Source organism: Celeribacter sp. ULVN23_4 (assembly GCF_054788345.1).
This window is the reverse complement of record NZ_JBTVYO010000001.1, coordinates 774,191-798,567: the sequence shown is the minus strand read 5'-3', so window position 1 is coordinate 798,567 and position 24,377 is coordinate 774,191. Positions and strand designations below refer to the sequence as shown.

At 59.7% G+C, this 24,377-nt stretch carries 22 protein-coding genes; 10 read left to right on the top strand and 12 right to left on the bottom strand.

Features of this window, described 5'->3' with window-relative positions; translation table 11 throughout:
• The first annotated feature begins 43 nt into the window (after positions 1-43).
• The 6 genes from ACYBHZ_RS03940 to ACYBHZ_RS03915 are packed head-to-tail and all read left to right on the top strand — an operon-like array spanning position 44 to position 6,169.
• Entirely contained in the window at positions 44-1,159 is a 1,116-nt protein-coding gene (locus ACYBHZ_RS03940; protein ID WP_460272894.1) for a hypothetical protein, read from the top strand.
• An 18-nt stretch (positions 1,160-1,177) separates the two neighbouring features.
• A complete protein-coding gene (locus ACYBHZ_RS03935; protein ID WP_460272893.1) occupies positions 1,178-2,341 on the top strand; it encodes a UDP-galactopyranose/dTDP-fucopyranose mutase family protein in 1,164 nt (387 codons plus the stop codon).
• The gene (locus ACYBHZ_RS03930; protein ID WP_460272892.1) at positions 2,341-3,345 is read left to right on the top strand and encodes a glycosyltransferase; all 1,005 of its coding nucleotides are present in this window, start codon (positions 2,341-2,343) and stop codon (positions 3,343-3,345) included. The genes ACYBHZ_RS03935 and ACYBHZ_RS03930 overlap by 1 nt, the downstream gene beginning before the upstream one ends.
• Positions 3,346-3,370: 25 nt before the next feature.
• Positions 3,371-4,579 (top strand): sugar transporter, encoded by a 1,209-nt coding sequence (locus tag ACYBHZ_RS03925; RefSeq protein WP_460272891.1) that lies wholly within the window; start codon positions 3,371-3,373, stop codon positions 4,577-4,579.
• A gap of 3 nt (positions 4,580-4,582) precedes the next feature.
• On the top strand, positions 4,583-5,251 hold the full coding sequence (locus tag ACYBHZ_RS03920; RefSeq protein WP_460272890.1) for an ABC transporter ATP-binding protein: 669 nt from the start codon (positions 4,583-4,585) through the stop codon (positions 5,249-5,251).
• A gap of 42 nt (positions 5,252-5,293) precedes the next feature.
• Complete coding sequence (locus ACYBHZ_RS03915; protein ID WP_460272889.1) at positions 5,294-6,169, top strand: class I SAM-dependent methyltransferase; 876 nt, start codon at positions 5,294-5,296, stop codon at positions 6,167-6,169.
• Between the two features lie 57 nt (positions 6,170-6,226).
• On the opposite strand, the gene gyrB is transcribed toward ACYBHZ_RS03915, so the two are convergent.
• The 8 genes from gyrB to mutM all read right to left on the bottom strand — a co-directional run bounded on the left by gyrB (position 6,227) and on the right by mutM (position 16,155).
• Positions 6,227-8,662 carry a DNA topoisomerase (ATP-hydrolyzing) subunit B gene (gene gyrB, locus ACYBHZ_RS03910; RefSeq protein WP_460272888.1) on the bottom strand — a complete coding sequence of 812 codons (2,436 nt, stop codon included), beginning with the start codon at positions 8,660-8,662 and terminating at the stop codon, positions 6,227-6,229.
• A 101-nt stretch (positions 8,663-8,763) separates the two neighbouring features.
• Complete coding sequence (locus tag ACYBHZ_RS03905; RefSeq protein ID WP_460272887.1) at positions 8,764-9,384, bottom strand: LysE family translocator; 621 nt, start codon at positions 9,382-9,384, stop codon at positions 8,764-8,766.
• The gene (gene recF / locus ACYBHZ_RS03900) at positions 9,385-10,491 is read right to left on the bottom strand and encodes a DNA replication/repair protein RecF (RefSeq protein ID WP_460272886.1); all 1,107 of its coding nucleotides are present in this window, start codon (positions 10,489-10,491) and stop codon (positions 9,385-9,387) included. It abuts the gene before it with no gap.
• Between the two features lie 34 nt (positions 10,492-10,525).
• A complete protein-coding gene (gene dnaN / locus ACYBHZ_RS03895; RefSeq protein ID WP_460272885.1) occupies positions 10,526-11,644 on the bottom strand; it encodes a DNA polymerase III subunit beta in 1,119 nt (372 codons plus the stop codon).
• Between the two features lie 174 nt (positions 11,645-11,818).
• Positions 11,819-13,225: a chromosomal replication initiator protein DnaA gene (dnaA, locus tag ACYBHZ_RS03890; protein ID WP_460272883.1), complete on the bottom strand. Its 1,407-nt coding sequence runs from the start codon at positions 13,223-13,225 to the stop codon at positions 11,819-11,821.
• Positions 13,226-14,019: 794 nt separating this feature from the next.
• A complete protein-coding gene (rpsT, locus tag ACYBHZ_RS03885) occupies positions 14,020-14,283 on the bottom strand; it encodes a 30S ribosomal protein S20 (protein WP_460272882.1) in 264 nt (87 codons plus the stop codon).
• Positions 14,284-14,467: 184 nt separating this feature from the next.
• On the bottom strand, positions 14,468-15,244 hold the full coding sequence (locus ACYBHZ_RS03880; protein ID WP_460272881.1) for an enoyl-CoA hydratase: 777 nt from the start codon (positions 15,242-15,244) through the stop codon (positions 14,468-14,470).
• 59 nt (positions 15,245-15,303) lie between these two features.
• Positions 15,304-16,155: a bifunctional DNA-formamidopyrimidine glycosylase/DNA-(apurinic or apyrimidinic site) lyase gene (gene mutM / locus ACYBHZ_RS03875; protein ID WP_460272880.1), complete on the bottom strand. Its 852-nt coding sequence runs from the start codon at positions 16,153-16,155 to the stop codon at positions 15,304-15,306.
• An 87-nt stretch (positions 16,156-16,242) separates the two neighbouring features.
• On the opposite strand from mutM, the gene ubiE reads away from it, so the two are divergent.
• Both ubiE and ubiB read left to right on the top strand, forming a co-directional pair.
• Positions 16,243-16,992 (top strand): bifunctional demethylmenaquinone methyltransferase/2-methoxy-6-polyprenyl-1,4-benzoquinol methylase UbiE, encoded by a 750-nt coding sequence (gene ubiE, locus ACYBHZ_RS03870; RefSeq protein WP_460272879.1) that lies wholly within the window; start codon positions 16,243-16,245, stop codon positions 16,990-16,992.
• A complete protein-coding gene (gene ubiB / locus ACYBHZ_RS03865; protein WP_460272878.1) occupies positions 16,992-18,527 on the top strand; it encodes a 2-polyprenylphenol 6-hydroxylase in 1,536 nt (511 codons plus the stop codon). Before ubiE ends, ubiB begins: the two co-directional genes overlap by 1 nt.
• Here the strand turns inward: ubiB and ACYBHZ_RS03860 are convergent.
• The 3 genes from ACYBHZ_RS03860 to ACYBHZ_RS03850 form a co-directional block, all read right to left on the bottom strand.
• Positions 18,516-19,382 carry a phosphotransferase gene (locus ACYBHZ_RS03860; protein ID WP_460272877.1) on the bottom strand — a complete coding sequence of 289 codons (867 nt, stop codon included), beginning with the start codon at positions 19,380-19,382 and terminating at the stop codon, positions 18,516-18,518. The two genes, ubiB and ACYBHZ_RS03860, sit on opposite strands and share 12 nt — an antisense overlap.
• Before the next feature lie 65 nt (positions 19,383-19,447).
• Positions 19,448-20,113 carry a flagellar hook capping FlgD N-terminal domain-containing protein gene (locus ACYBHZ_RS03855; RefSeq protein WP_460272876.1) on the bottom strand — a complete coding sequence of 222 codons (666 nt, stop codon included), beginning with the start codon at positions 20,111-20,113 and terminating at the stop codon, positions 19,448-19,450.
• Between the two features lie 12 nt (positions 20,114-20,125).
• On the bottom strand, positions 20,126-20,914 hold the full coding sequence (locus tag ACYBHZ_RS03850) for a flagellar hook-length control protein FliK (RefSeq protein ID WP_460272875.1): 789 nt from the start codon (positions 20,912-20,914) through the stop codon (positions 20,126-20,128).
• Positions 20,915-22,045: 1,131 nt separating this feature from the next.
• Between ACYBHZ_RS03850 and ACYBHZ_RS03845 the strand changes: the two genes are divergently transcribed.
• Together ACYBHZ_RS03845 and ACYBHZ_RS03840 are read left to right on the top strand one after the other, a co-directional pair.
• A complete protein-coding gene (locus ACYBHZ_RS03845) occupies positions 22,046-22,345 on the top strand; it encodes a rod-binding protein (RefSeq protein WP_460272874.1) in 300 nt (99 codons plus the stop codon).
• Positions 22,332-22,685, top strand: coding sequence for a hypothetical protein (locus ACYBHZ_RS03840; RefSeq protein WP_460272873.1), 354 nt, complete (start codon positions 22,332-22,334; stop codon positions 22,683-22,685). The genes ACYBHZ_RS03845 and ACYBHZ_RS03840 overlap by 14 nt, the downstream gene beginning before the upstream one ends.
• A gap of 221 nt (positions 22,686-22,906) precedes the next feature.
• Here the strand turns inward: ACYBHZ_RS03840 and ACYBHZ_RS03835 are convergent, their stop codons facing one another.
• The gene (locus ACYBHZ_RS03835) at positions 22,907-24,301 is read right to left on the bottom strand and encodes a flagellar hook protein FlgE (RefSeq protein ID WP_460272872.1); all 1,395 of its coding nucleotides are present in this window, start codon (positions 24,299-24,301) and stop codon (positions 22,907-22,909) included.
• Positions 24,302-24,377: the final 76 nt, after the last annotated feature.

Sequence of the window (24,377 nt, the reverse complement as noted above, 5' to 3'; positions counted from 1 at the left end):
CCGGGCTGTGAACCGCAATGCGAACGCCCGGTGACACCGACAGATGAAACTGATCCTCTTCATAGGCCATCACAAAGTTGGCTCGACCTCCTTGCAGGCCGCTCTGGCGCGGGACTGCCGGGCGCTTTTGCGGCGTGGTGTGCTCTACCCGGCGGTCGAGAGCGCGGGTCTTGCGATGCTTGCGGGGTTTGCCTCCGGCCGCATCGGGCTGCGGGCGCGTCTGAGCTATCCCATTCCGTTGAACTACCGCGAAGGTCACAACGCTCTGGCCTTTCGGATGTGGTCACCGAAAGGTGTGCCCGAGTTTCACCAGCCCTTACCCGACAAAGCGGAGATGTTCCGCACGATCACGGCGCAGATCGACGCCTTTCGGCCCCATACCGTGATTCTGGCGGCGGAGGTGTTCTCCAATTTCGGGGCGAAGGGGACGGGGCTGATCCGCGAATTGCTGAGTGCCTTGCCAAGGTTCGACACGGTCCATGTGATCGCCACGCTGCGCCCGGTCGATGACTATTTGGTGTCGTGGTACGGGCAGAGGCTGAAATTCGGCACCATTCTCAAACCGCTCTCCGCAACGGTCCCGCGTCATTATCTCAAGGGCGTGCATTTCAATTACCGCCTCATGCTGGAGCCGTGGAGGGAGGTGCTGCCCGAAGCGCGGTTCACGATCCAGACCTATGCGGAAGTTTTGGCGCAGGGCGGCAGTGTTCGGAACTTTTTCAAACAGACCGGGCTACGAGCACCGCTGCGGTTGGGCCAAAAGATCAACAAGAGTGTGCACCCCGCGCTGATCGAATTCATCAGACGGGCCAACATCACGCTCTCGCCCCCTGACGCACGGCAGTTTCGCGACATCGCGGCGGGGCCGGATCTGGCGGCCGGGCTTACCCCGAGAGATGAGATTGAAATGTTCGGCCCTTTGGCGCGGGCGAACATGCTCCGCCTGTTTGAGCCGCAACAGGACTGGCTTTCCAAGATCACCGGGCGCGACGCGTTTTTCCCGGATGTGCATAGGCTCGGCCAATGCCGAACTGTCCCGGAGCATGACACTTGGGCGGAGGTGCGAAGGCGGCTTTTGAGCCTTCCCGCGATCCGAGACCATCCCGGTCTTTCGACCTTTGCCAAAGACATCGCCCTGTCCCCGCATTTCACCCCCTAACGAGAGCCGAGAAAGCCAATGATGCATACGCGACTGAACAGCCATGTGGCGATCGCCGGGGCCGGGTTCTCCGGTGCAACCCTCGCGCGCCGGCTGGCAGAGGAGGGATGCGCGGTCACGGTGTTCGAGCGCCGCAATCATGTGGCTGGCAATTGTCACACGGCGCGGGACGCGCGCACCGGCGTTATGGTTCATGAATATGGGCCGCATATCTTCCACACGGATGACACGGCGGTTTGGAACTTCGTCAACCGGTTTGCGACGTTTGAACCTTATCGGCATAGCGTCATGGCCAACACGGGAGGGCATATCTATGCCTTGCCCATCAATCTCGGGACGATCAATCAACTTTTCAAACGTGATTTTACACCAAAGCAGGCCAAGGATTTTCTCCAAAAACAGTCTCTAATCCACCTCAATCCGCAGAATTTCGAAGAACAAGCGCTCTCTATGGTCGGCGAAGACATCTACGCCGTGTTCTTTAAGGAGTACACGCGCAAGCAATGGGGATGCGCGCCGACAGAACTGCCCGCCAGCCTGCTCAAACGTCTGCCGCTTCGGTTCAATTACGACACCCGCTATTTCTCACACTGCCATGAGGGTATGCCGCGGGACGGGTATACGGCGCTGATCGAATCCATGCTCGATCACCCGAACATTCGCCTCCTGCTCAACACGGAACTCACGGCGGAGAGCCGTGGCGCTTGGGATCATCTGTTCTGGACCGGGCCGCTCGACGGTTATTTCGACTGCTCCCTCGGACGGCTCGGCTATCGCACGCTCGATTTCGAACGCATCTATGGCACGGGCGATATGCAAGGCTGCGCGGTGATGAATTATTGCGGGGCGGAGGTGCCTTGGACCCGGATCACCGAACACAAACATTTCGCGCCGTGGGAGAGCCATGAAGAGAGTGTCTTGTTCCGCGAATATTCGCGTGCGGCGGGGCCGGAGGATATTCCCTTCTATCCGATCCGGCTGGCCCGCGAGAAAGATCTTTTGCGCCAATATATCGAGCGCGCCGAAGCGCTGGAGGGTGTGACCTTTCTTGGCCGTTTGGGCACCTATCGCTATCTCGACATGGACGTCTCGGTGCGCGAGGCGATGGACGCGGCGGATCAGTATCTTCAGACTTTCCGGCAAGCCATACCGCTTCCGGCCTTTGCGAATTGGCAGTTGTGATGCGGGTCGCTGCGATCATCACGACATACAACCGTCGCGCCAGCCTGATGCATGTTTTAGGCCGGATTGGTCTCGAATCCTTCGATCAGGTGATCGTCGTCAACAACGCTTCAACCGATGACACGCGAGCGTATTTGGATGCGCTCGACGATCCGAAATTGTCTGTGATCCATCTGGAGGAAAACACCGGCGGCGCGGGGGGATTCAGCCGGGGTGTCATGGCGGGGCTTGAGAGGGGGGACAGCCTTTGTGACTGGTTCTGCCTGTTCGATGATGACGCCTGGCCCGCCGAGGGCGCGGTGGCGAAGTTCAAGGTGATTGCAGAACACCTGCCGGAGAATGTCGGCGCGGTGGGGGCGGTGGTGGAGACCCCGTCCGGCGACATCTGTGAAATGAACCGCCAGGGGGTGAATCCGTTCTGGCATCTCGGGGTGTTTCTGCGCGCGTTGATCCGGGGAAATCGCGAGGGGTTTCATTTGCAGAATGCAGATTTAAGACCCAAATCCAGCGCAATCGACGTTGATTTCAATTCTTTTGTCGGCTTCTTCCTGCGCCGTTCTGCGGCGGAGGAGATCGGTCCACCGGAGGCGGGGCTCTTCATCTATGGCGATGATGTGCTCTATAGTCTCAAACTGCGCAGACGCGGCTGGCGCATTTCGGTCGAGCCTTCCCTGCGCTTCGTCCATGACATCGAAACCTTCCGTGATGATTTCGTCTACAGGCCGCTTTGGAAGGTCTATTACCATTGCCGCAACGGTGTGGAGGTCGCGCGGCAAGCCGCCGGGCGCGTCGTTTTCCCCTTCGCCTTGCTCTATTACGCCCTGATCTGGGCGCGGCGTGGAATGGCCTGTCGGGGAGTGGAGCGTCGGCTTTATTATCGCCTCATGTGGCGCGGGCTGCGTGATGGTCTCTGCGGCAAACGGGGACGCTGCGACGCGATCCATGATCTGCATGACAGTCGCGCGCGGGCGCGAAAATCGCGCGCTCGATTTATGAGGCTTTAACCAATTTTGCCTAGGGTGCTTCTCGATGACATTCGCCCGAGATATCCCTTCCGTACCCGCCTCAAACGGGGTGCAATCCGCCGGTCAAACGCAACCGGCGACACCTGTTTTGCCCCATGCAAAACCGGCGCGCCCGAAACGACGGCACAGGATCGTCCTCTACACATTTATCTCCTGCGTGGTCATGCCCCTGATCCTCAGCGCGGTCTATTTGTTCTCCTTCGCGGTGGACCAATACGCCTCGACCGTCGCCTTCACAGTGCGCAGTGAGGAACAAAGCAGCGCCACGGATTTCCTCGGCGGCCTGTCCCGCTCTTTGGGAAGCTCCGCAGGGCATGACAGCGATATTCTCTACGAATTTATTCAAAGTCAGGACATCGTTCAGACCATCGATGATCGTATCGACCTGCGCGCGATCTATTCGGTCCATTTGAACAGCGATCCGTTCTATTCCTTCGATCCCGGTGGCACGATCGAGGATTTGACGGAATATTGGAAACGGATGCTGCATATCTCTTACGATGGCGGTTCCGGGTTGATGGTGATCCGCGTGAATGCCTTTCGCGCGGAAGAGGCTCAGCAGATTGCGAAGGCGATTCTGGAGGAGAGCCAGTCCGTCATTAACGACATTTCCGCCACCGCCCGCGCCGATGCCACGCGCTACACGGAAGAAGACCTCGAACGTGCCGAAACCCGTCTGCGCCTCGCGCGGCAGGCGCTTATGGAGTTCCGGATCCAGAATCAGATCGTCGATCCGACCAAAGATATCGAAGGCCAGATGGGCCTTTTGAACAATCTGCAACGGCAGCTTGCAAAGGCGATGATCGACCACGATCTCCTCGCCACCACGGCACAAAGCAGCGATCCGCGGTTGGAACAGGCGCGCAGGCGCATTGACGTGACGCGCCAGCGCATCGCCGCCGAACGGGGCAAGTTTTCCGGGGCTGGCGCCGAGGGCGAAAGCTATGCCGCCACCGTGTCGGAATTCGAGCGGCTTTCCGTCGATTATGAATTCGCGCAACTGGCCTATACGGCGGCGCGGAGCGCCCATGACGTCGCGCTTGGAGAGGCGCGGCGCACCACCCGCTATCTCGCGACCTTTATCACGCCGACCTTGGCGGAGCGCGCCATGTACCCGGCGCGCGGCACCAATCTTGCGCTGATCGCGCTGTTTCTGGTGCTGCTCTGGGCGATCCTTCTTTTGATCTACTATTCCCTGAGAGATCGGCGCTGAGCCATGATTGAACTGGTTGATCTCAGTAAATCGTTTCAGACACCGGACGGGGCCAAGGTCATCGCGGAGAATATCACCGTGGCGCTGCCCGGGAACACCTCCATCGGGCTTTTGGGCCGGAATGGTGTCGGTAAATCGACCTTGCTGCGGATGATCGGCGGGAAAACCAGTCCCGACAGCGGCGCGATCCACACGACCGGAAGCGTGTCTTGGCCCGTCGGCTTTTCCGGCTCGTTCCACCGCAATCTGACCGGGGCGCAAAACACCTGTTTCGTGGCCCGTGTCTATGGTGTCGATACGAAATCCCTCCTGCATTTCACCGAAGAATTTTCCGAGCTTGGCGGGCATTTCCATGTCCCCGTGCGGCACTATTCCTCGGGTATGCGCTCGCGATTGGCCTTCGCCATCTCCATCGGCATTCCCTTCGACACCTATCTGGTCGATGAGGTGACCGCCGTCGGTGATGCGGCCTTCAAAGTGAAGAGTCGCCACTATTTTCAGGAGCGGATGAAACAGTCAGGCGCGATTGTCGTCACCCATTCCGTGTCCCAAATGCGCCTGTTTTGCCAGGCGGGCGCGGTGCTGCATGACGGGAAATTGCATTATTTCGATGATCTCGAAGACGCCATCGCGATGCATCACGACATTCTTGGTTCACAGGAGGACGAATGAACTTATCCCATTGCGGCGCAGGTTCCTCGGGGGCCACACACCATGTTTGAAAAACCGCGAAAACTCGATCCCCGTGTCCATTCGATCCCCGATGTCGTTCGGCGGAGTTTAGAGCAGATCACGCTCACGGAAGAGGAAGAGAAAATCGTCCGGCTTTTGCAGCGCGGGCGCGATCTCGACACTTTGCGGCAAATCCATGCGATCCTGCCGCCGCGTGGGGGGCTCAAATACGATGCGGAGACCTTGCGAAGGCGCTCGGAACGCCGGATAGAGCGGGCCATATCTTTGGCCGAAACCCATGCCGAGACGGAATTCACGGCTGCACTCGATGTCGGCTGTGCCCGTGCGGAGAATTTTGGGCCGATCCGGAACGCCGGGATGCGGGCCTATACGGGCATTGATCTGGATGATCAGCATTTTCCCGAGCGGGAAGAGGGCATGACATTGGTAAAGGCCAATGTCGAAGACATGCCATTTGAAAACGATACGTTCGATTTCTCATGTAGTTTCAATGTGCTGGAGCATGTCTCCTCGCCGGAAAAAGCCATCTCGGACATCATCCGAGTGCTCAAACCCGGTGGTGTTTTCTGTACGACCTTCGGTCCGCAGTTCAACGCCGCCAACGGTCCACATCTGACGCGGCAGATCAACCTGCCCTTCATGCACCACCTGTTCCGCGAAGAGGTGGTGGCGGAATTTGTCGAACGGGAGGAGGCCTATTGCACGGTGAACCGTCATCCGCTGGCCCTCTACCGCGACATTTTTTTCGCGGAGAACGGGTTTCGGCTGGCCTATTACCGGGAACATCTGACGGGGGTTGGGTTTGGCCTTTTGAAAGCCATGCCGGAGCTGAGCGTTCATCACGATTTGGATGAACTCGCCGTCAACGCGATCACAGTTGTGCTGGTTGCGCAGTAGTCGCCGGATGTGAAAAAGGGGCGCACGGCGGCACCCCTTTTGCGATCCAGCCCGAGATCAAGCGTCGAGGTTTTCGACGTTGAGGGCGTTGTCTTGGATGAACTCGCGGCGCGGTTCGACGACATCGCCCATAAGCTTGGTGAAAATATCGTCGGCTTCCTGGAAATCCTCGATCTTCACCTGCAACAGTGTGCGGGCTTCCGGGTCGAGCGTGGTTTCCCAGAGCTGATCTGGGTTCATTTCGCCCAGACCTTTGTAGCGCTGCAGCGACAGGCCTTTTTCGCCCTCTTCGAGAATGGCGTTCAACAGGTCGATCGGCCCGTGGATCATCGTCTCGCGGTCCTTGCGGACAAGTTTGGACGGATCTTTGTAGCGGCCATCGGTGGCGGCGACTTCCTGATGGATGCGGCGCGCTTCGCCGCCGCGCAGGATTGCGCCATCGAGTGTGCGGACCTCTTCGACCCCGCGCAGAACGCGGGTCAGACGAATGCCGACATCCTGGGTCGGGCGACCGGTCCAGCCGCGCTCATATTCCAGCGCGATCATGTCGAGACGCTGCGCCACGGTTTCCGCCGTGCCCGGCAGGTCGCTGTCAACGCGGCCCGGTTCGAATGCCCCGGCAAGCGCGGCTTGTTCGAGGATGTGGCGCGGGTAATGGGTCGGGAAAATTTCCAGCACACGTTTGAAGCTCCGCGCGGCTTCGACCACACGTTCAAGATCGGCGCCCGCGATTTCCTCGCCGGATTTCAGACGCAGAACCGCGCCGTCGACGCCTTGGTGGATCAGGTGATCTTCAAGCGCCGCTTGGTCTTTCAGATAGACCTCGGACTTGCCGCGCGACACTTTGTAGAGCGGCGGCTGGGCAATGAAGAGGTGCCCGGCTTCGATCAGTTGCGGCATCTGGCGGAAGAAGAATGTCAGAAGCAGCGTCCGGATGTGCGCGCCGTCGACGTCAGCATCGGTCATGATGACGATCTTGTGGTAGCGCAGCTTGTCGAGATTGAACTCGTCGCGGCCGATCCCGGTGCCGAGCGCCATCACGAGGTTGCCGATCTCCTGCGAAGACAGCATCCGGTCAAAACGCGCGCGCTCGACGTTGAGGATTTTACCGCGCAGCGGCAGAATGGCCTGCGTCCGACGATCCCGGCCCGTCTGAGCGGAACCGCCAGCGGAGTCACCCTCGACGAGGAAGACTTCGGTCAGGGACGGGTCTTTTTCAGAGCAATCCTTGAGCTTGCCGGAGAGGAAGTTGACGTCCAGAGCGGATTTGCGGCGGGTCAGCTCGCGGGCTTTGCGCGCGGCCTCACGGGCCATCGCCGCCTCTAGAATCTTGCTGACGATCATCTTGGCTTCTGCCGGGTTCTCGTCGAACCATTCGGTGAGCTTTTCGCCGACAAGGTTCTCGACCGCCGGGCGCACCTCGGAGGACACAAGCTTGTCTTTGGTCTGCGAGGAGAATTTCGGATCGGGCACTTTCACGGAGAGCACGCAGGTCAGGCCTTCGCGCGCGTCATCGCCGGTGAAGTTGATCTTTTCCTTCTTCGCGATCCCGCTTTCCTGCGCATATTTCGTCAGGGTGCGGGTCAGCGCACCACGGAACCCCGCAAGGTGGGTGCCGCCATCGCGTTGCGGGATGTTGTTGGTGAAGGGCAGGACGTTCTCGTGATAGCTGTCGTTCCACCACATCGCGACTTCGACGCCGATATCGTCACGCTCACCGGTCACGAAAATCGGCTCGGGGATCATCGCGGTTTTGGAGCGGTCGAGATATTTGACGAATTCCTTGACGCCGCCGTCGTAATGCAGCTCCGTGCGCAGCGGTTCCGCCGGGCGCTCGTCTTCGAGGATGATCCGCACACCGGAGTTCAGGAAGGCAAGTTCGCGCAGGCGCTTTTCCAGTGTCTCAAACGAATATTCGAGGTTGGAGAATGTGCCGTCCGGGTCGTTGGTTTTGGCCGATGCGAGAAAGCGCACCTCGGTGCCGGTCTCATCGCCCGCATCGCCGATCACCTTGAGATGTTCGTCGGTTTCACCTTTGACGAACCGCGCTTGGTGAATTTTGCCCTTGCGCCAGATTTTGAGCTCAAGCCATTCGGAGAGCGCGTTCACAACCGACACACCCACGCCGTGCAGACCGCCGGAGACCTTGTATGAGTTGCTGTCGAATTTACCGCCCGCGTGCAGCTGGGTCATGATGACCTCGGCGGCGGAGACGCCCTCTTCCTGGTGCAGATCGGTCGGAATACCCCGCCCGTTGTCGCGCACGGAAATCGAGCTGTCCTTGTGGATTTTCACCGAAACGAAATCGGCATGACCGGCCAGCGCCTCGTCGATGCCGTTGTCCACGACCTCATAGACCATGTGGTGCAGGCCGGAGCCGTCATCCGTGTCGCCGATATACATACCGGGACGTTTGCGGACGGCCTCCAAGCCTTTGAGAACCTTGATGGAATCTGCACCGTATTCGGAGGGCTGCTGCGTGTCGTCGGACATTCGAAAATCCTTGTTATTTCCTGCTTATTTTATACGCGAGCGGGTCTCGGTTGTCACGCAAATGACATGGAAAAGCTGGCGAAAATGGCGGGTTTTCGCGTTCAGACGAAGGGCAGGATCAGCCCGACGAAAATCAACAGGCTTCCGGCGCTGATATTCATGCGTCTGAGCGCTTTTGGCGAGGTCATGATCTTGCGCACCGCGCCGACCGAGGCGCCGAGGATCAGGTTGCCGACAAGCGGGATGACGGCGGAGATCGTGCAGATCGCGGCGATGTCGGAGGCGGTCAGGTTGGACAGGTCAAAGAAGCCCGGCAGAAAGCCCATGTAGAACAGGATCGCTTTCGGATTGCCGAGGATGCAGATCAGCCCGGCGACGAACCCGGCCCACATGCCCGGACGCGTCAGGCGGCTGTCGGCGGCGATCTGTTTGTCGGCGTGGCGGATGAGCAAGAGGCCCATGCCGATGAACATCACCACGGCGATCCAGCGCATGACGGTCAGGAAGCCCGAGAATTCGGCGATGATCCAACTGACGCCGAGAATGGCAAGAAGCGACCAGAGGAAATCCCCGATCACCACGCCGAGCGCCAGCGGCCAAGCGGCGTGAAACCCACCCGAAAGCGCCCGCGCCAGCATGGCGAGCCAGACCGGCCCGGGGGTCAGGAACAGGATCAGAAGTGCGAAGGCGTAGAGCCCAAGATCGCCAGCGGTGATGGTCATTCAGATCTCTTTCACATGAGAGGTGCCGGCATCGTCGGTCACTTCGAACTGCGCTGCGCGTGCGCCCAATTCCGCGAAAAGTTCGGGGCCCGTCCCGGTCATGAAAGCCTGTGCTCCCAAAGCGCAGATCTCGTCATAGAGCGCGGCGCGGCGGGAGGCATCGAGATGGGCCGCGACCTCATCGAGCAAAAAGATCGGCGCAGCGCCGAAGTCTTCCGCCAAAGCGCGGCCATTGGCAAGGATGAGCGAGATCAGAAGCGCTTTTTGCTCACCCGTGGAGCATTGATCGGCGGGCACGCCCTTGACCGTGTAGATCGCGCCCAAATCAGCGCGGTGGGGACCGATCAAGGTACGTCCAGCCGCCAGATCACGCGGGCGACCATCCCGAAACGCGGACAGAAGATCGTCTTCGCGTGCTGGTAGATCCATATCATCAGAAGCTTTCAGCGACAGTTCCGCCGCAGGAAAAGCGGTTTCCGCGCCGTCCTGAGCCTCCGCCAGACGGGTCAGAGCGGAGAGGCGATGCGCCATGATCGCGGCGCCATGTTCGGCCATTTGCGTCTCTAACGCGGCGTACCAATGGGCATCGCGCACCATGTCCTTCAGAAGGCGATTGCGTTCTCGCATGGCTTTTTCATAGGCCAGCACGGCCTCGGCATGGCGGGGCTCAAACGACATCACCATGCGGTCGAGAAACCGCCGCCGCCCTTCCGCGCCTTCGATCCAGAGCCGGTCCATCGCCGGGATGAGCCAGACCACCCGCGCGATGCGGCCCAAAGCCACCTGCGGCGCGGTCTTGCCGTCAATCCGGACATTGCGCGAAGTGCCGGGTTCGGCCCAGGTTTCGACCTCGTGAAACTGATGCAGGGAGTGCAGATCGGCGCGAATTTTCCAGCCAAGCCCCTCGGGCTTGCGGCTGATCTCGTCGGGGCTGGCCCTGCGCAAACCACGACCGGGAGAAAGCAAAGACACGGCTTCGAGAATGTTCGTCTTGCCCGCGCCATTCGGCCCCCAAATGGCGACAGGCCGCCCGTCCAGTTCGAGACGCGCGGCCCTGTGGGAGCGGAAATGCGACAGGCTCAGCTCTTCTATGAACAGGCCGCCCATCGCGCCTCACTCGTTTCCTTTGCTGGGAAAATACTCACACCCGCATCGGCATGACGACGTAGACGGCGGAGGTGTCATTGCCTTCGCGCATCAGGGTCGGATCGCCCGAGGAGTTGAACAGGAACACGGCATTCTCGCGGTCCACCTGAGAGGCAATCTCCAGAAGGTATTTCGCGTTGAAGCCGATCTCCAGACGTTCGTCATTATAGGCGACGGCCAGTTCTTCCTCAGCGGCACCGCTGTCGGGCGCGTTCACGGAAAGCGTCAGCTTGTCGTCTTCCAGCGTCAGTTTGACAGCGCGGGAGCGTTCCGAGGACACGGTGGCCACACGGTCAACGGCCTTGGCAAACTCGGCGGCATCCACTTCGAGCTGGCGGGTGTTGCCCACCGGGATCACGCGGGAGTAATCCGGGAAAGTGCCGTCGATGACCTTGGAGGTCAGGGTGATTTCCGGGGTCGCGAAACGCACTTTCGCCTCAGAAACGGAGACAGCGATCGTCATCTCGTCATCGTCGAGAAGCTTGCGCAGCTCACCCACGGTTTTGCGCGGCACGATCACGCCGGGCATGGTCGCAGCTTCCGGCGGCAGCGGCGCGTCGATGCGGGCGAGGCGGTGGCCATCGGTCGCAACACAGCGCAGGGCCTTGCCGTTCTCGCTGTCCGCGACATGCATGTAGACGCCGTTCAGGTAATAGCGGGTTTCCTCGGTCGAGATCGCGAATTTCGACTTGTCGAACAGGCGACGCAGCACCGGCGCGGGCACGGCGAAATTGCTGTCATACTCGGCGGAAGCCATCACCGGGAAGTCCTCTTTCGGCAATGTCGCGAGAGAGAAGTTCGAGCGGCCCGCTTCAACTGTCAGACGCCCCGTGGTGGTGTCGTCGGTGAGCTGAACCATCGCGCCGTCCGGCAGTTTGCGAACAATTTCGTGCAGCGTCACGGCGGAGACCGTGGTCGCCCCGGCGCGCTCGACCATGGCGGCGCATTTGTCCACCACTTCGATGTCGAGATCGGTGGCGCGGAAGGAAACGCTGTCGCCTTCGGCCTCGATCAGGACGTTGGCAAGGATCGGGATCGTGTTGCGACGCTCGACAACCGATTGCGCCTGACCGACCGCTTTCAAAAGCGTGCCGCGTTCGATGCTGATTTTCATACCATCCTCGCGTGTTTCAAAGCCCGGGGCGATGAAGGTAAACGATCCACCGCCGGGCGCAATAGTTTGTTTATGGGGACTGTGTTGTGTCGCGTTCCGAAGGTCAAGAGACGCAGGCACCGCCGGAGACGATTGTCACGGCGGTGCAGCGCATTTGACTCAGATTTTCCGGTCTCAGGCCTCGAGCGTCCGGCGCAGCATTTCGAGATCGTCTGCGATCTGGCTGTCCGTCGTCTTGAGTTCCTCGATCCGGCGCACCCCGTGCATGACCGTGGTGTGGTCACGGCCACCAAAGCGACGCCCGATCTCGGGCAGGGAGCGCGTGGTCATGTGTTTCGCCAGATACATGGCGACCTGACGCGGGCGAGCGATGGAGCGCACGCGTTTCGGACCGATCATGTCGGAGAGGCGGATCGCGTAATGCTCGGAAACCTTCCGCTGAATCTCTTCCACCGTGACCTTGCGCTCGGAGGCTTTCAGGATATCGGCCAGACATTCCTGCGTCAGGTCCAGCGTGATTTCGCGGCCAACGAGGGAGGCGAAGGCGAAAAGACGCATCAAAGCACCTTCCAGCACACGCACGTTGGTCGAGATGCGATGCGCGAGGAATTCGAGCACGCCATCGGCGAATTTCAGGTCGGGGTACTGGGCGCGGTAGCCCTCCGCCTTGGTCTGAAGAATGCCGAGGCGCAGTTCATAATCGGTCGGGTGCAGGTCGACGACGAGGCCGCATTGCAGACGCGATTTGATCCGGTCTTCCAGCCCCTGAATCTCGCCCGGCGCACGGTCGGCGGAGATGATGATCTGTTTGTTCTGGTCCACGAGCGCGTTGAACGTGTGGAAGAATTCTTCCTGCGTGCTGTCTTTGCCCGCGATGAACTGAACGTCATCGACCATGAGCACATCCACTGAGCGGAAGATTTGTTTGAAGTCGATCATCTGACGGTCGCGCAGCGCCTGAACGAAGCGATACATGAACTGTTCGGCGGAGAGATAGAGCACACGCGCTTTCGGATCGCGCACACGAATCTCATGCGCGATGGCGTGCATCAGGTGGGTCTTCCCGAGGCCAACGCCACCGTAAAGGAACAGCGGGTTAAAGGTCACCGGACCGCCTTCGGCGACGCGGCGCGCGGCGGCATGGGCCAGTTCGTTCGGCTTGCCGACGACGAAATTGTCAAAGGTGAAGCGCGGGTCGAGCGGCGCGCCGGGCAGATCGGCAGCGGGCGTCTCGGCCGGAGCGGCTACAGGCGCCGGGCTGTGCGGCTCCGGTGCGGCAGCTGCGTGGCTGAGCTTGGGTTCCCCGGCTGCGACAGGCGCGGCAGCGGGCTGGCTCTGATGCGTCTCGACCTTGAATTCAACGCGCGACGCCGGAGCGTTCGCAGCTTTCAAGTGCGACAGGATCGTATCTGCAAAATTGCGGGAGACCCAGTTTGCCATGAAGCTCGTCGGGACGGAAAAAACCGCCACGCCGTCGTCAAATGTTCTCAGTTCAAGCGGCTCGATCCAGTTCGCGAAATTGCTGCGCCCTACAGATTCAAGAAGTTGTTCCTTAACACGTCCCCACGTATCGTTTTTCATTGTCTCTTTTCGACCCATTATCGTTTTTATCCATACCGGATGTGGCTTCTTATGGCTCCGGCATTGGGGCCCTGCGGAAATTCCGCAAATCCCACGGCTCTTGCGCCTCAGGTCGTCTTTTCTCTCATGCAGCCAATAATTCACCGACCCCGCAACACCCTCACAACGCTGCGGTTTTGGCCGGCCCGGCCACATGTTGAAGTACCAGCCGTTTTTCGGGCCTTTCAGCACCGGGGACCTCACCCCCCGGAGATACAAGCCCGCAAACAGCGGTACGGGTATAGTTTGGACAGACTGGACCGCCTCCGACGCTTTCGCGCGGATGAAATACAGACACCTGAGACCGGATACCCCTATCCGAAACAGGCTTCACAACCATGCGCAGAGACAAAAAGAACCTGTCGGAAAGAAGCTGTTTCTCTCCGGCTAAAATCAATTTGTCATCAACGACACGATCCTGAATGTCCCCCCAAGACGACGTGAATCGCATGGGCAAGCTAGCAATCCCGCTGGAGGCGGCGCAATCGATCTTCGCGCTTGACTCTGCCTTTCCCGAAACCGAATCCAAAAAGCTCAATAAGCGTGGCAGATGACGTGGCGTATTTGCCTCAGATCGCGTCTCTTCGAGAAAAAATTGGGCGAGAGCATTGGCAGCTCTGCACCAAGCTTGCTATGCGCCGCGCCCCTTGCAGATTCGTTCTCTGGTTGTGCTGAAATTGTCGGCAGATCGGAAATTTGGACATAAAAAAACGCGCCCGAAAGGCGCGTTTCTTAGTCATCTTATAAGGTCTGACTTAGGCCAGCGCTTTGACGCGGGAAGACAGACGGGACATTTTGCGCGATGCGGTGTTCTTGTGAACCACACCTTTGGTAACGCCGCGCATCAGTTCCGGCTGAGCCGCTTTCAGAGCAGCCTGAGCAGCAGCCTGATCGCCGGAAGCGATGGCTTCTTCAACTTTGCGCAGGTAGGTGCGGATGCGGGAACGACGGGCTTTGTTGACGTCGTTGCGGCGGACGGCCTGACGGGCGCGTTTTTTGGACTGGGGCGTATTTGCCATGATCTTTTTCCTCTTGGAGGTCGTGTTTCAATTTCGGTTGCGCGCACGGCCTCGCCACCCTTTCGGGGAGGAATATCATAGCCTAAAGCGGGCTCCACGCGCATGTAAGGCGTCCCTTTAGGCGAGAATCACCGAAAAGGGAAGCCCGTATTTCAAATCTCCGGCTATAAGAGCCTGTACAGGCTTACTTGTCGCGGAACTGCGGCGCACGTTTTTCAAGGAAAGCGGCCATGCCCTCTTTCTGGTCTTCCGTGGCGAACAGGCTTTGGAAGCTGGTGCGCTCGAACCGGATGCCTTCGCAGAGGGTCATTTCATAGGAGCGTTTGACGGTCTCTTTCGCCGCCGCAACGGAGATGGCGCTTTTCTCGGCGATCTTGCCTGCGGTCGAAAGCGCTTCCTCGATGAGCTTCTTGGCGGGCACGATGCGGGACACGAGGCCAGCGCGTTCCGCCTCTTCGGCTTCCATGAAACGCCCGGTCAGAATCATTTCCATCGCTTTGGACTTGCCGACGAAGCGGGTCAGGCGCTGGGTGCCGCCAATGCCCGGAATGATGCCCAGATTGATCTCCGGTTGCCCGAATTTGGCGTTGTCGGCCGCGAGAATGAAATCGCACATCATCGCCAGTTCACAGCCGCCACCAAGCGCATAGCCGGCCACGGCCGCGATCACAGGTTTGCGGGTCGCGGTGATCCGGTCGGCGTCATCGGCAAACAGACGTTCGCTGGCCATATCGGCATAGCTCTTTTCCGACATCTCCTTGATGTCGGCGCCCGCCGCGAAAGCCTTCTCCGAGCCGGTGACAACGATGGCGCGCACTTTCGGGTCCTGATCGGCCTTGCACAGTGCATCGGCCAGCTCACCCAACAATTCAGAATTCAGCGCGTTGAGCGCCTCCGGCCGGTTCAGGCGGATCAGCTCGACATTATCCTTGGTCTCAATAAGAAGCGTCTTGTAGGCCATGAAAGCCCTCCGGTTCTGTGGTTTCGTGGAGTCCTAACATTTGCTCAAAAGGGATCAAGTCATCTTTGGCAGCTGGGGCAAAAGAAGCTGGAACGCCCCGATTGTGTAATTCTTTTGATCTTTGACGCACAATCCTGCGTCACACAGGACTCCCCTTCGCATCCGTACACGCGGAAGTTGTGCTGGAAATATCCAAGCTCCCCGTCGGCTTGCCGGAAATCCTTGAGCGAGGAACCGCCCGCCGCGATGGCTTCCAAAAGCACCTCGCGGATGATCGGAACCAGCGAGGCGATGCGCTGCTCCGAGATGCGGGACAGTTTGCGCGCCGGGTGAATGCCCGCGCGAAACAGCACTTCGCAGACGTAGATATTGCCAAGACCCGCCACCACATGCTGATCGAGCAGGGCCGATTTGATCGGGGTGTTCTTGCCCTTCAAAGCATTGATGAGATGATCCTCGCTGAAGGCATTGCCCAAGGGTTCCGGCCCGAGCTTTGCCAAAAGCGGATGCGTTTCCTCCGAGCCGGTCGTCATCAGGTCCATCGCGCCAAATCGCCGCGGGTCGTTGAATGTCACCCGCGCGCCGTTTTCCATGTGAAAGACCACATGGTCATGCTTTGCCTGCGCCGGGTGCTCATGCACGAACTGCCCGAGCGGATCGCCGGAGACCGTCATCCGCCCCGACATGCCGAGGTGGATCAGCAATGTTTCCGCGCTGTCGAGATCGGCGAGGATGTATTTCGACCGCCGACGCAGCTGCAAAACCGTCGCGCCGGTGAGCCTCTCGGCCATCCGCTCCGGGAAGGGCCAGCGCAAATCCGGGCGGTTTACATCCGCCTTTATGATTTTGACCCCCGTCATCGAGGGCTCCAGCCCGCGACGAACCGTCTCGACCTCTGGCAATTCCGGCATTTTGATCCTCGGCTATGGCGACATGCGATTGTCACGCCCGGCGTGAGCCCTATAAGAAGGGTAAGTTTCGAGAAAGGTTCAAGAGCGATGAGCGAGAACGGCAAAACCACCCATTTCGGTTTCAAGGATGTGGCTGAGGATCAGAAAGCCGGGATGGTGCATGGGGTGTTCACCTCCGTCGCCTCGAAATACGACATCATGAACGATGTCATGTCGATGGGCATTCACCGGGTCTGGAAAGACGCGATGATGGATTGGCTCGCGCCGCGCCCCGATCAACACCTTCTCGATGTTGCGGGCGGCACCGGCGATATTTCTTTTCGCTTCCTCAAGCGCGCCCCCGGCGCCACCTCCGTCGTGCTCGACATGACCGAGTTGATGCTGGTCGAAGGCCGCAAACGCGCCGAGGCCGAGCAGATGGCCGACAGCCTGCAATGGGTCACTGGTGACGCGATGAAACTGCCCTTCGAGGACAACCAGTTCGACGTTTACACCATCTCCTTTGGCATCCGGAACGTGACCCGCATCCCCGATGCGCTGTCCGAGGCCTACCGCGTTCTCAAACCCGGTGGCCGTCTCATGGTGCTGGAATTCTCGCAGCTGCCGAACCCGATGATGCAGAAGGCCTATGACCTTTATTCCTTCAACGTCATCCCCCGCATGGGGCAGGCGATCGCGGGCGACTATGACAGCTACCAGTATCTCGTCGAAAGCATCCGCAAATTCCCGGATCAGGAAACATTTGCGCAAATGATCAAGACCGCAGGTTTTGCCAATGTAAAGTATCGTAATTTGACGATGGGCATCGCGGCGCTGCATTCCGGGTGGAAACTCTAATGCGCGGACCTCACAACATTTGGCGACTTATCCGCACCGGCGCGACCATGGAGCGCACCGGGGCCATGAGGCAGGCGATGGATGCGCTCGACGCGCCCAAAGCCTTCCGGGTTCTGGCGCGCACTCTTGTTTGGCCCTTCCGCTGGCTTGGCTACAAGGGCGATCCGGAGCTGCCGCCCGTGACGCGGGCCATCACCGCACTCGGCCCGGCCTATATCAAATTCGGACAAATCCTTTCGACCCGCCCCGATGTCGTGGGTGCCGATCTGGCCAAGCAGTTGCAGGTGCTTCAGGACCGGATGCCGCCCTTCCCGCGTGACGCGGCGGTCAAGTCCGTTGAGGCCGAACTTCAGGCCCCGCTCTCTGAGCTTTTTTCCGAATTCTCGGAACCCGTCGCCGCCGCCTCCATCGCGCAGGTCCACAAGGCCGTGCGTGCCGACACGGGCCAGGCGGTTGCCGTCAAAGTGCTGCGTCCCGGCATTGAAAAAGCCTTCCGCACCGATATCGATGCGTTCTATTTCATCGCTTCGGTGATTGAAAAACTCTCTCCGGCGTCTCGCCGTTTGCGCCCCACCGACGTGATCGCGCATTTCGAAGGCGTGGTGCAGGGCGAGCTGGACCTGCGTCTGGAGAGCGCTTCGGCCTCTCAATACGCCTCCAACACCGCCAATGACGAGGGCTTCTCCGTGCCCGCCGTCGATTGGGGTCTCTCCTCGAAACGGGTGATGACGCTCGAATGGGTCGATGGCATCACCGCTTCCGACATCGACGAAATCATCTCGGCGGGCCATGACCGCACGGTGCTCGGCCCCCGCGTGTTGCAGATGTTCCTGACCCACGCCCTGCGCGACGGGTTCTTCCACGCGGACATGCATCAGGGCAATCTCAAGATCGCCCCGAACGGCGAGATCATTGCGTTGGATTTCGGCATCATGGGGATGCTCGATGAATATACACGACGTGTTTACGCCGAGATTTTGTACGGATTTATCAAAAAAGACTACAAACGCGTGGCGGAGGTCCATTTCGAAGCGGGCTATGTGCCTGCTGATCGCGACGTCGATGAATTCGCCCGTGCGCTGCGCGCCGTTGGTGATCCGATTTTCGGCATGGACGCGACGCGCATCTCCATGGCGCGGCTGTTGTCCTATCTTTTCGAGGTGACTGAGCGTTTCGGGATGCAGACACGGACGGAGCTGATCTTGCTGCAACGGACCATGGTTGTGGTGGAGGGTGTGTCCCGCTCGCTCGACCCGCATATCAACATTTGGGAAGTCTCCAAGCCGGTGGTCGAGCAATATATCAAAGCCAACATCGGCCCCCGCGCCCTCGCGCGCGATCTGGTGCATACGGCGTCGGTGCTGGCCCGTTTCGGCCCGCGCCTGCCGCAACTCGCCGAAGCCCTTCTGATTGCGCAAAGCAAACAGGAAGAAGAACCGGCCAAGACATCAAGCCGCTGGCAGGTGCTCTGGCTGATCGCGGGCGGTGTGGTTTCCGCCGGTCTTGGCGCGGCCGCGATGGTGCTATTTGGTTAAGGACACGCCGCAGAGTTCCGCCTCTGCGGCTTTTTCATAAACCTCTTCCCCTTGGGCCGCTTTCCATGCGCAATAGGCCGCCATGCGCCAGCGGTAGAACGGTTCGAGCTGCCGATACCGCTCGACGGTTTGCGCATCGGGGTAGGCCGCAAGCGTGGCCTCGCGATCCTGTTCGGAAAATGGCCCCCGCCCGTAAACGTGATGCATCGCGGGTGAGAGCGCGATGGCGAGATCCACTGTTGCATCGCCCATCGCGGGACATTGCCAATCGATGAACCTTAGCTCTCGGCCTCGGATCAGAACATTTGTCGGCACCGGATCGCCGTGAAGCACAACGTCTTTTGCATCGGGCAGCTCGATGGGCTGCGGGCGGTCAGCTTTCAGTCTGCGCGCCAGTGCGGTCTCAAGAGTGTTCAGAAAAGACAGACCTTGCGCCAAAAGCGCGACCGGTCGCGTATCGACCCGGCGCAATCCGGGCCAAGGCGTCACAACATGCAACCGGTGCAACGCGCCAAGCGTAAGCGCGTCGGTGCGCGCCGATAATGTGCCGGTAAAGAATTGATACACGAGGCACACGCCCTCTGGTGTCTCGAACCGCGCGATGAACTCCGGCGCGAGACCCGTCCCAGCCAAGTGGCGCAGCGCGTCGCTTTCGGCCTCCGGGTCATTGGGAAACAGGGCATTGGCGCGGCTGGGCTCAAATCTTTTGACCACCCAATCACAGGCGGGGCCCGTCACGCGCCAGCTTTGGTTTGTCCGACCGCCGGGAAGATGCGCCCAGTGAAGCGGCCCGGTCGTGCGCCGTGCAACAAAGGCCTGAATCTCCCCCGAGGGATGGTCTGAGGCACAGGTCATGGCGGGCGCTCCAAGGTTGCGGACCGTCAGAGTTTAGCGAGGGCCAGACCTGCTCCGCAAGCGGATCAGGACGGATCGCGCAAGGCGGTGACGTCATCCGAACCGATCTCGTTGCCTCCGGCCAGCACAAGAACCACATCCCCGTCGTCGGAGCGGGCCTCAACGATTCGGGAATAGCTTTCGACCGTCGAGGTGGAGAGATAGTCGCCGTTGTAATAGCTTTCGATTTCAAAGCTGTAGAGCCCGGCGTCTACGGTCGCGCCATTCTCATCGACCCCGGTCCAGTCGAAGGCCTCTTCGGTTGGAGTGACGCTCATTTGTTGCACGACGGTTCCGTCCGAATCGCGCACGATCAGAAGCCCTGTGTCGGCGGAAGTGGCGAAACCCGCGCTGAGGGTGATCGGCGTGCTGCCATCGAAATAGGCTGCGGCCTCGCTGCGGGCGTCCATGCCGACCCAGCCGGACAATTCCGAGAACCCCATGAGGCCAAGCTGCGCCGAGAGGCCTTCGAGCAGATCGTTGGTGATCACGGATTGCTCGACCTGCGAAAAGGTCGCGAGCTGTACCGCGTAATCGGTCGATTCGATGGGGTTGAGCGGATCCTGATTTTGCATCTGGACGGTAAGCATTTTCAGGAAAGTGTCGAAATCCGAACTGAGCGTCGCAGCGGAGTCACTGCTCGCACTTGTGCTTGTCGTGGTCGTTGCTGCGGGGGTGATCGTGTTAACCATTTTGCGTTCCTTTTACAGCCTCAAATCCATGCCGGAGGACGACCCGAGCGACAGGCGCACGGGCGTTTGGAGGGGCATTGTGTCGATCAGGTCGGACGGGAGGGCGGCGGAGGACTGGACCTCTTCAAAGGTGGCGGCCTGCTGCCCCGCGCCCTGATCGAAATTCTGAAATGTAAAACCGCTGTCGGAATAGCCGAGATCGCGGAATTCTCCGCTCAGGCTCTCGACATTGCGGCGGAGCAGGTCGAGCGTGTCGGCGCGCTCTGCGGCAATCACCACCTGCATCGCACCGTTTTCCGAGAGGTGAAAGGACAGCCTGACCTTGCCGAGTTCTTCTGGCGACAGGGTGATCTCGACCGGGCGATCCGGTATCTGCCGCGCCGCCTCGGCAATCTGCGCGGCGAGACGCGGCGACCATTCGAGGCGCGTGGGCATGCTCAACGAAGCGGCGTCGCGGTGGGCGGTGTGTTCGGAGGTCAGGGAGGGAATGCCCGGCAGGTCTTCGGGAAGGTTTCGCCAGTCGTCCCCCGCCTCAGGTATCATACTGGCGGCGCTTCCCATGATCGGAAGGTTGGCGGAACCGACCTCGGTTTTCGTTGGTGCTAAAGGCTCAGCTGTGTCAACGGTTGGTGCATTCCCCGCGACCTTTGATGCCTCATCAGGGCGCGACGTGACATCGAAGGACGTAACGGATTCGGCTTCTGTCATATGCTTGATTGAGACCGTGTCGGCGGGAGGGATCGGACTGTGCAGCTGATGCGCTTTGGTATCCTGTTCGGGAGTGACACTTGTATCGGTCATGTCCAGCTGCCGACGTGCGGGAGGGGCGTCCCGGCTCGCAACCGGTTGAGCCATTTCAGTTGAGATCGTGACCTTAATTCCACCACCGTCAGCCTGTGACTCGCGTGTTTGGGGGGAACGCGTGGCCGGGTGATCTGATTGCGTAGACGTTTCAGGAAGTTCAAAGCCTACTGTCGAAGTGGCTTGGAACTTCGCGATTTTGTTCTCTGGGAATAGAGGGGCATCGCTCTCTGTTGTCGACACCTGCGTTAACCCTATTTCCGTTCGTGGCGATGCGGGAAGGGGTGGGTTGTTCTGACCGCCTTGAGACGGCGTCAACGGGTCCGCCATGCCTAGGGGGAACAGCTGCGTAGAGATCTGTTTTTTGCCGCTCAGAGCATGCGTGTCGAAGGAGGGTTCTTTGGCACTCTCCACAGTAAGGCCAACTGTCGTGACATCGACAAAATCGGCAGTTTGCGCCGTCGGATTCGGAGTTACGCTTTCTGATGTCGTCTCAATAGCCATGATGTCCTCCGTCATGCGTGGCGCTGCCGAAATACCGGGGGTCTTGTCCGGCTGTGCATCTTGCTCAGGGGACAGGGGCGTGAAAACCGGAAGGATACCGGAGTGCGGCATGTCCGCGATGAACGTGTCCTCCTCGCCAGACGGGGGATCAATATCCGGCGATGACGCAGTCTCGAACACCTCTCCCGGCTCTCGTTTCAGACCATGCACAGGCACGCCCTGCTCTAATGTCAGATTCGCCGCCCCGAAGGACTTGATAGGAAAGGATCGTGTGTCCGCCTCTGTCGTTGCCTGCCCCCCGGTGAGATCATCCGTTGCGAGGGATTGCACCATAGAAGCGAAGGTGTCGACGCTCCCTGACATTGGCGCAGCAAGGCCAAGGGCCACAGACGCGGAGCCCGGCGCCTGAGGGGCCGATGCCTTCGTCTTGCCAAGTGTTGTGCTCACCTGTGTCGTGCTCACCTGTGTCGTGCCCACCTGTGCCGTGTTTAAAAGTTCAAAAGTCTGAAATTGCATGTCGCGCATCCGGGAGTTCTTTCGCCGTGATGCAACTATCCATGCAGAGAGTTACCAGTTCTTTACCTGATCGCGCGTATGACTCGAAAAATGGTTCGAATTGGAGTGATCATGCCCCTCTCTGTCTCGCCGCTGGCCGTGTCGTCGGTGTCATCCATGCGGATGCAATCGTCGCAAGATGAAAAACTCCGCGATGTGTCCGAGAAGCTGGAGGCGACGTTTCTGGCGGAGATGCTGAAAGCGGCGGGCTTTGGCAAAACTCCGGAGGCGTTTGGCGGAGGGGCGGGCGAGGATCAGTTTGCCTCCTTTCTGGTTCAGGCCCAGGCCGAAAAAATCGTCGAAGCGGGGGGAATCGGCCTGTCCGAACAGATTTTCAATGCGTTGAAGGAGACGAATGATGGCATTTCTTGATGCGTTTCGCCCGGTCGCGGCCATGTCCGAACTTTTGGACAAGGAGAAAGCCGCCATCTTGAAAAACGACTTCTCTGCCTTGGAAAGCCTTTTGAAATCCAAGGAGACGTTGTTGCCTTTGTTCGCGAAAACGACAGCTTCGCCGGAGGTGTTGCAAGACCTGCAAAAGCGGGCGGAGCACAACAAACGCCTGCTTTCCGCCTCCGCGAAAGGCGTCCGTATGGCGCGTGAACGTCTCCTTGCTTTGCGCAAGTCGTCGCAGGGGTTCACCGCCTACGGTCCGGCGGGAACTTCGACGGAGATTGAACGTAAGCCATTAACCATGAAGAGAAAAGCTTGAGCGCCTGTCCAATTTTTGCCTCAAATTAAAAGCAAGAAACGAAGGCAGCTTAGGAAACTCTTATCCTTTTAGCTCCATAGATCAGAGTGCATCCCGAGGGGGTGGCACGGTCGACCGGAAGCGGTCATCCGTAATCAGTCAGAATGATGATCCTGAAACCGCCCGTGGGGGCGGGTCTCAAAACTCATGCGGCGCAAAATGCGTCTCAAGACGAAAGGAACTTATGCGATGTCCAGCATTTTGACGAACAACGGCGCCATGGTGGCGCTGCAAACCCTGAACTCCATCAACTCGGCCCTCGACAAGACCCAGAGCATGATCTCCACGGGCAAGGATGTTGCCGCCGCGAAGGACAATTCGACCGTTTGGATGACCTTTGCGTTCGACGAATAGGCCCGCTGGGTCTGGATCAGGTCGGTCAACTCGGCGGCGACATCGGTGGTGGAACTTTCGCGGGCATAGCCCTCGATCGTGCCGGTCGGGCCATCACCGGCATCCCATAGGAAGAAGGAGCCCGAGTCAGGCGAGACCTGATAGGTCTGATTGCCGAGAGAGGTGAGGCCGTTCGCATTCGGGACATCCACCAGCGGAATTTGATAGATCACGCGGGTAAAGCCCGTGTCATAGGTCGCGGTGATATAGCCGCCATCATCGATTTCGACCGAGGTCAGATTGCCGACGGGGGAGCCGTCTTTGGTGATCGAGGTCGGAGCGAAACTGTCGGAGAGCTGGGTCAGGCCATTGGTATCACCGGGTTTGCCAATGGTCATCTCGATCGGCCCGCCATCTACGGTGAGAGACAATGTCCCGTCGGCGGAATCGTAATCCGCCCCGACCGGGTTGTTTGCGGTGGCGGTGACGGAGGCCAATGTGCCGCCGGAGCCGCGCGAGTCGTCGAACACCAGCGTATATTCCCCGATGATCGCGCCGCTTGAGGCGGAATCGGTGATCGTCATGGTCCAGGTGTTTTCCGTCAAGGTGTCCGGTGTGAAGGTGATGTCGAGGGATTCGGAGGTCCCGAGGTTGCCGAAATACTCGACCGACAAGGGCAGGGCGTCGGTCGCATCCTCTGCGGGAAGGTTGACGCCAAGGTTGATCTCTGTGGTTGGGTCGCCCGCCGTTTGGTTCGAGTTGATGACCACAGGTTCTAGCCCGGTCATCGTGTCGCGTGCGTAGGTGGCGATGGAGCCGTCCGCCTCGGCGGGCCAGCCCAGTAGGACAAGGCCCGAGTCGGTTTTGAGGATGCCGTCGGCGTCGGTGTAGAAGGAGCCGGTGGTGGTCATCATCAGGGGCTGGTCCCCCATCGTGCCGTCGAGAGAGACTTCGGTCGTGACGGGGATGAAACCATTGCCGGAGACGGCGATGTCCGTGGCGTTCGAGGTCGAGACCAGAGCGCCCTGTTCCCCGATCAGACGTGAACTGCTCGCCCGAACGCCGCCCGCGGAGTAAGTGCCGGAATTGGCCGAGTTGCTGATCACGAAGGATTCGAATTCGGTTTCAGCGCGTTTGTAGCCGTAGGTCGCAGAGTTCGCGATATTGTCGGAAATCGTCGCGAGACGGGTGGCGTTGGCAGAGAGGCCTGCCACACCGGCATTGAGCGAGGAAGAAATAGACATGGGGGAGCGCCTTTCTGCTGCTGGACCCAGAGAATTGGCTTCAGTATGCCAACGTGAGCTTAACGACGGCCTAACG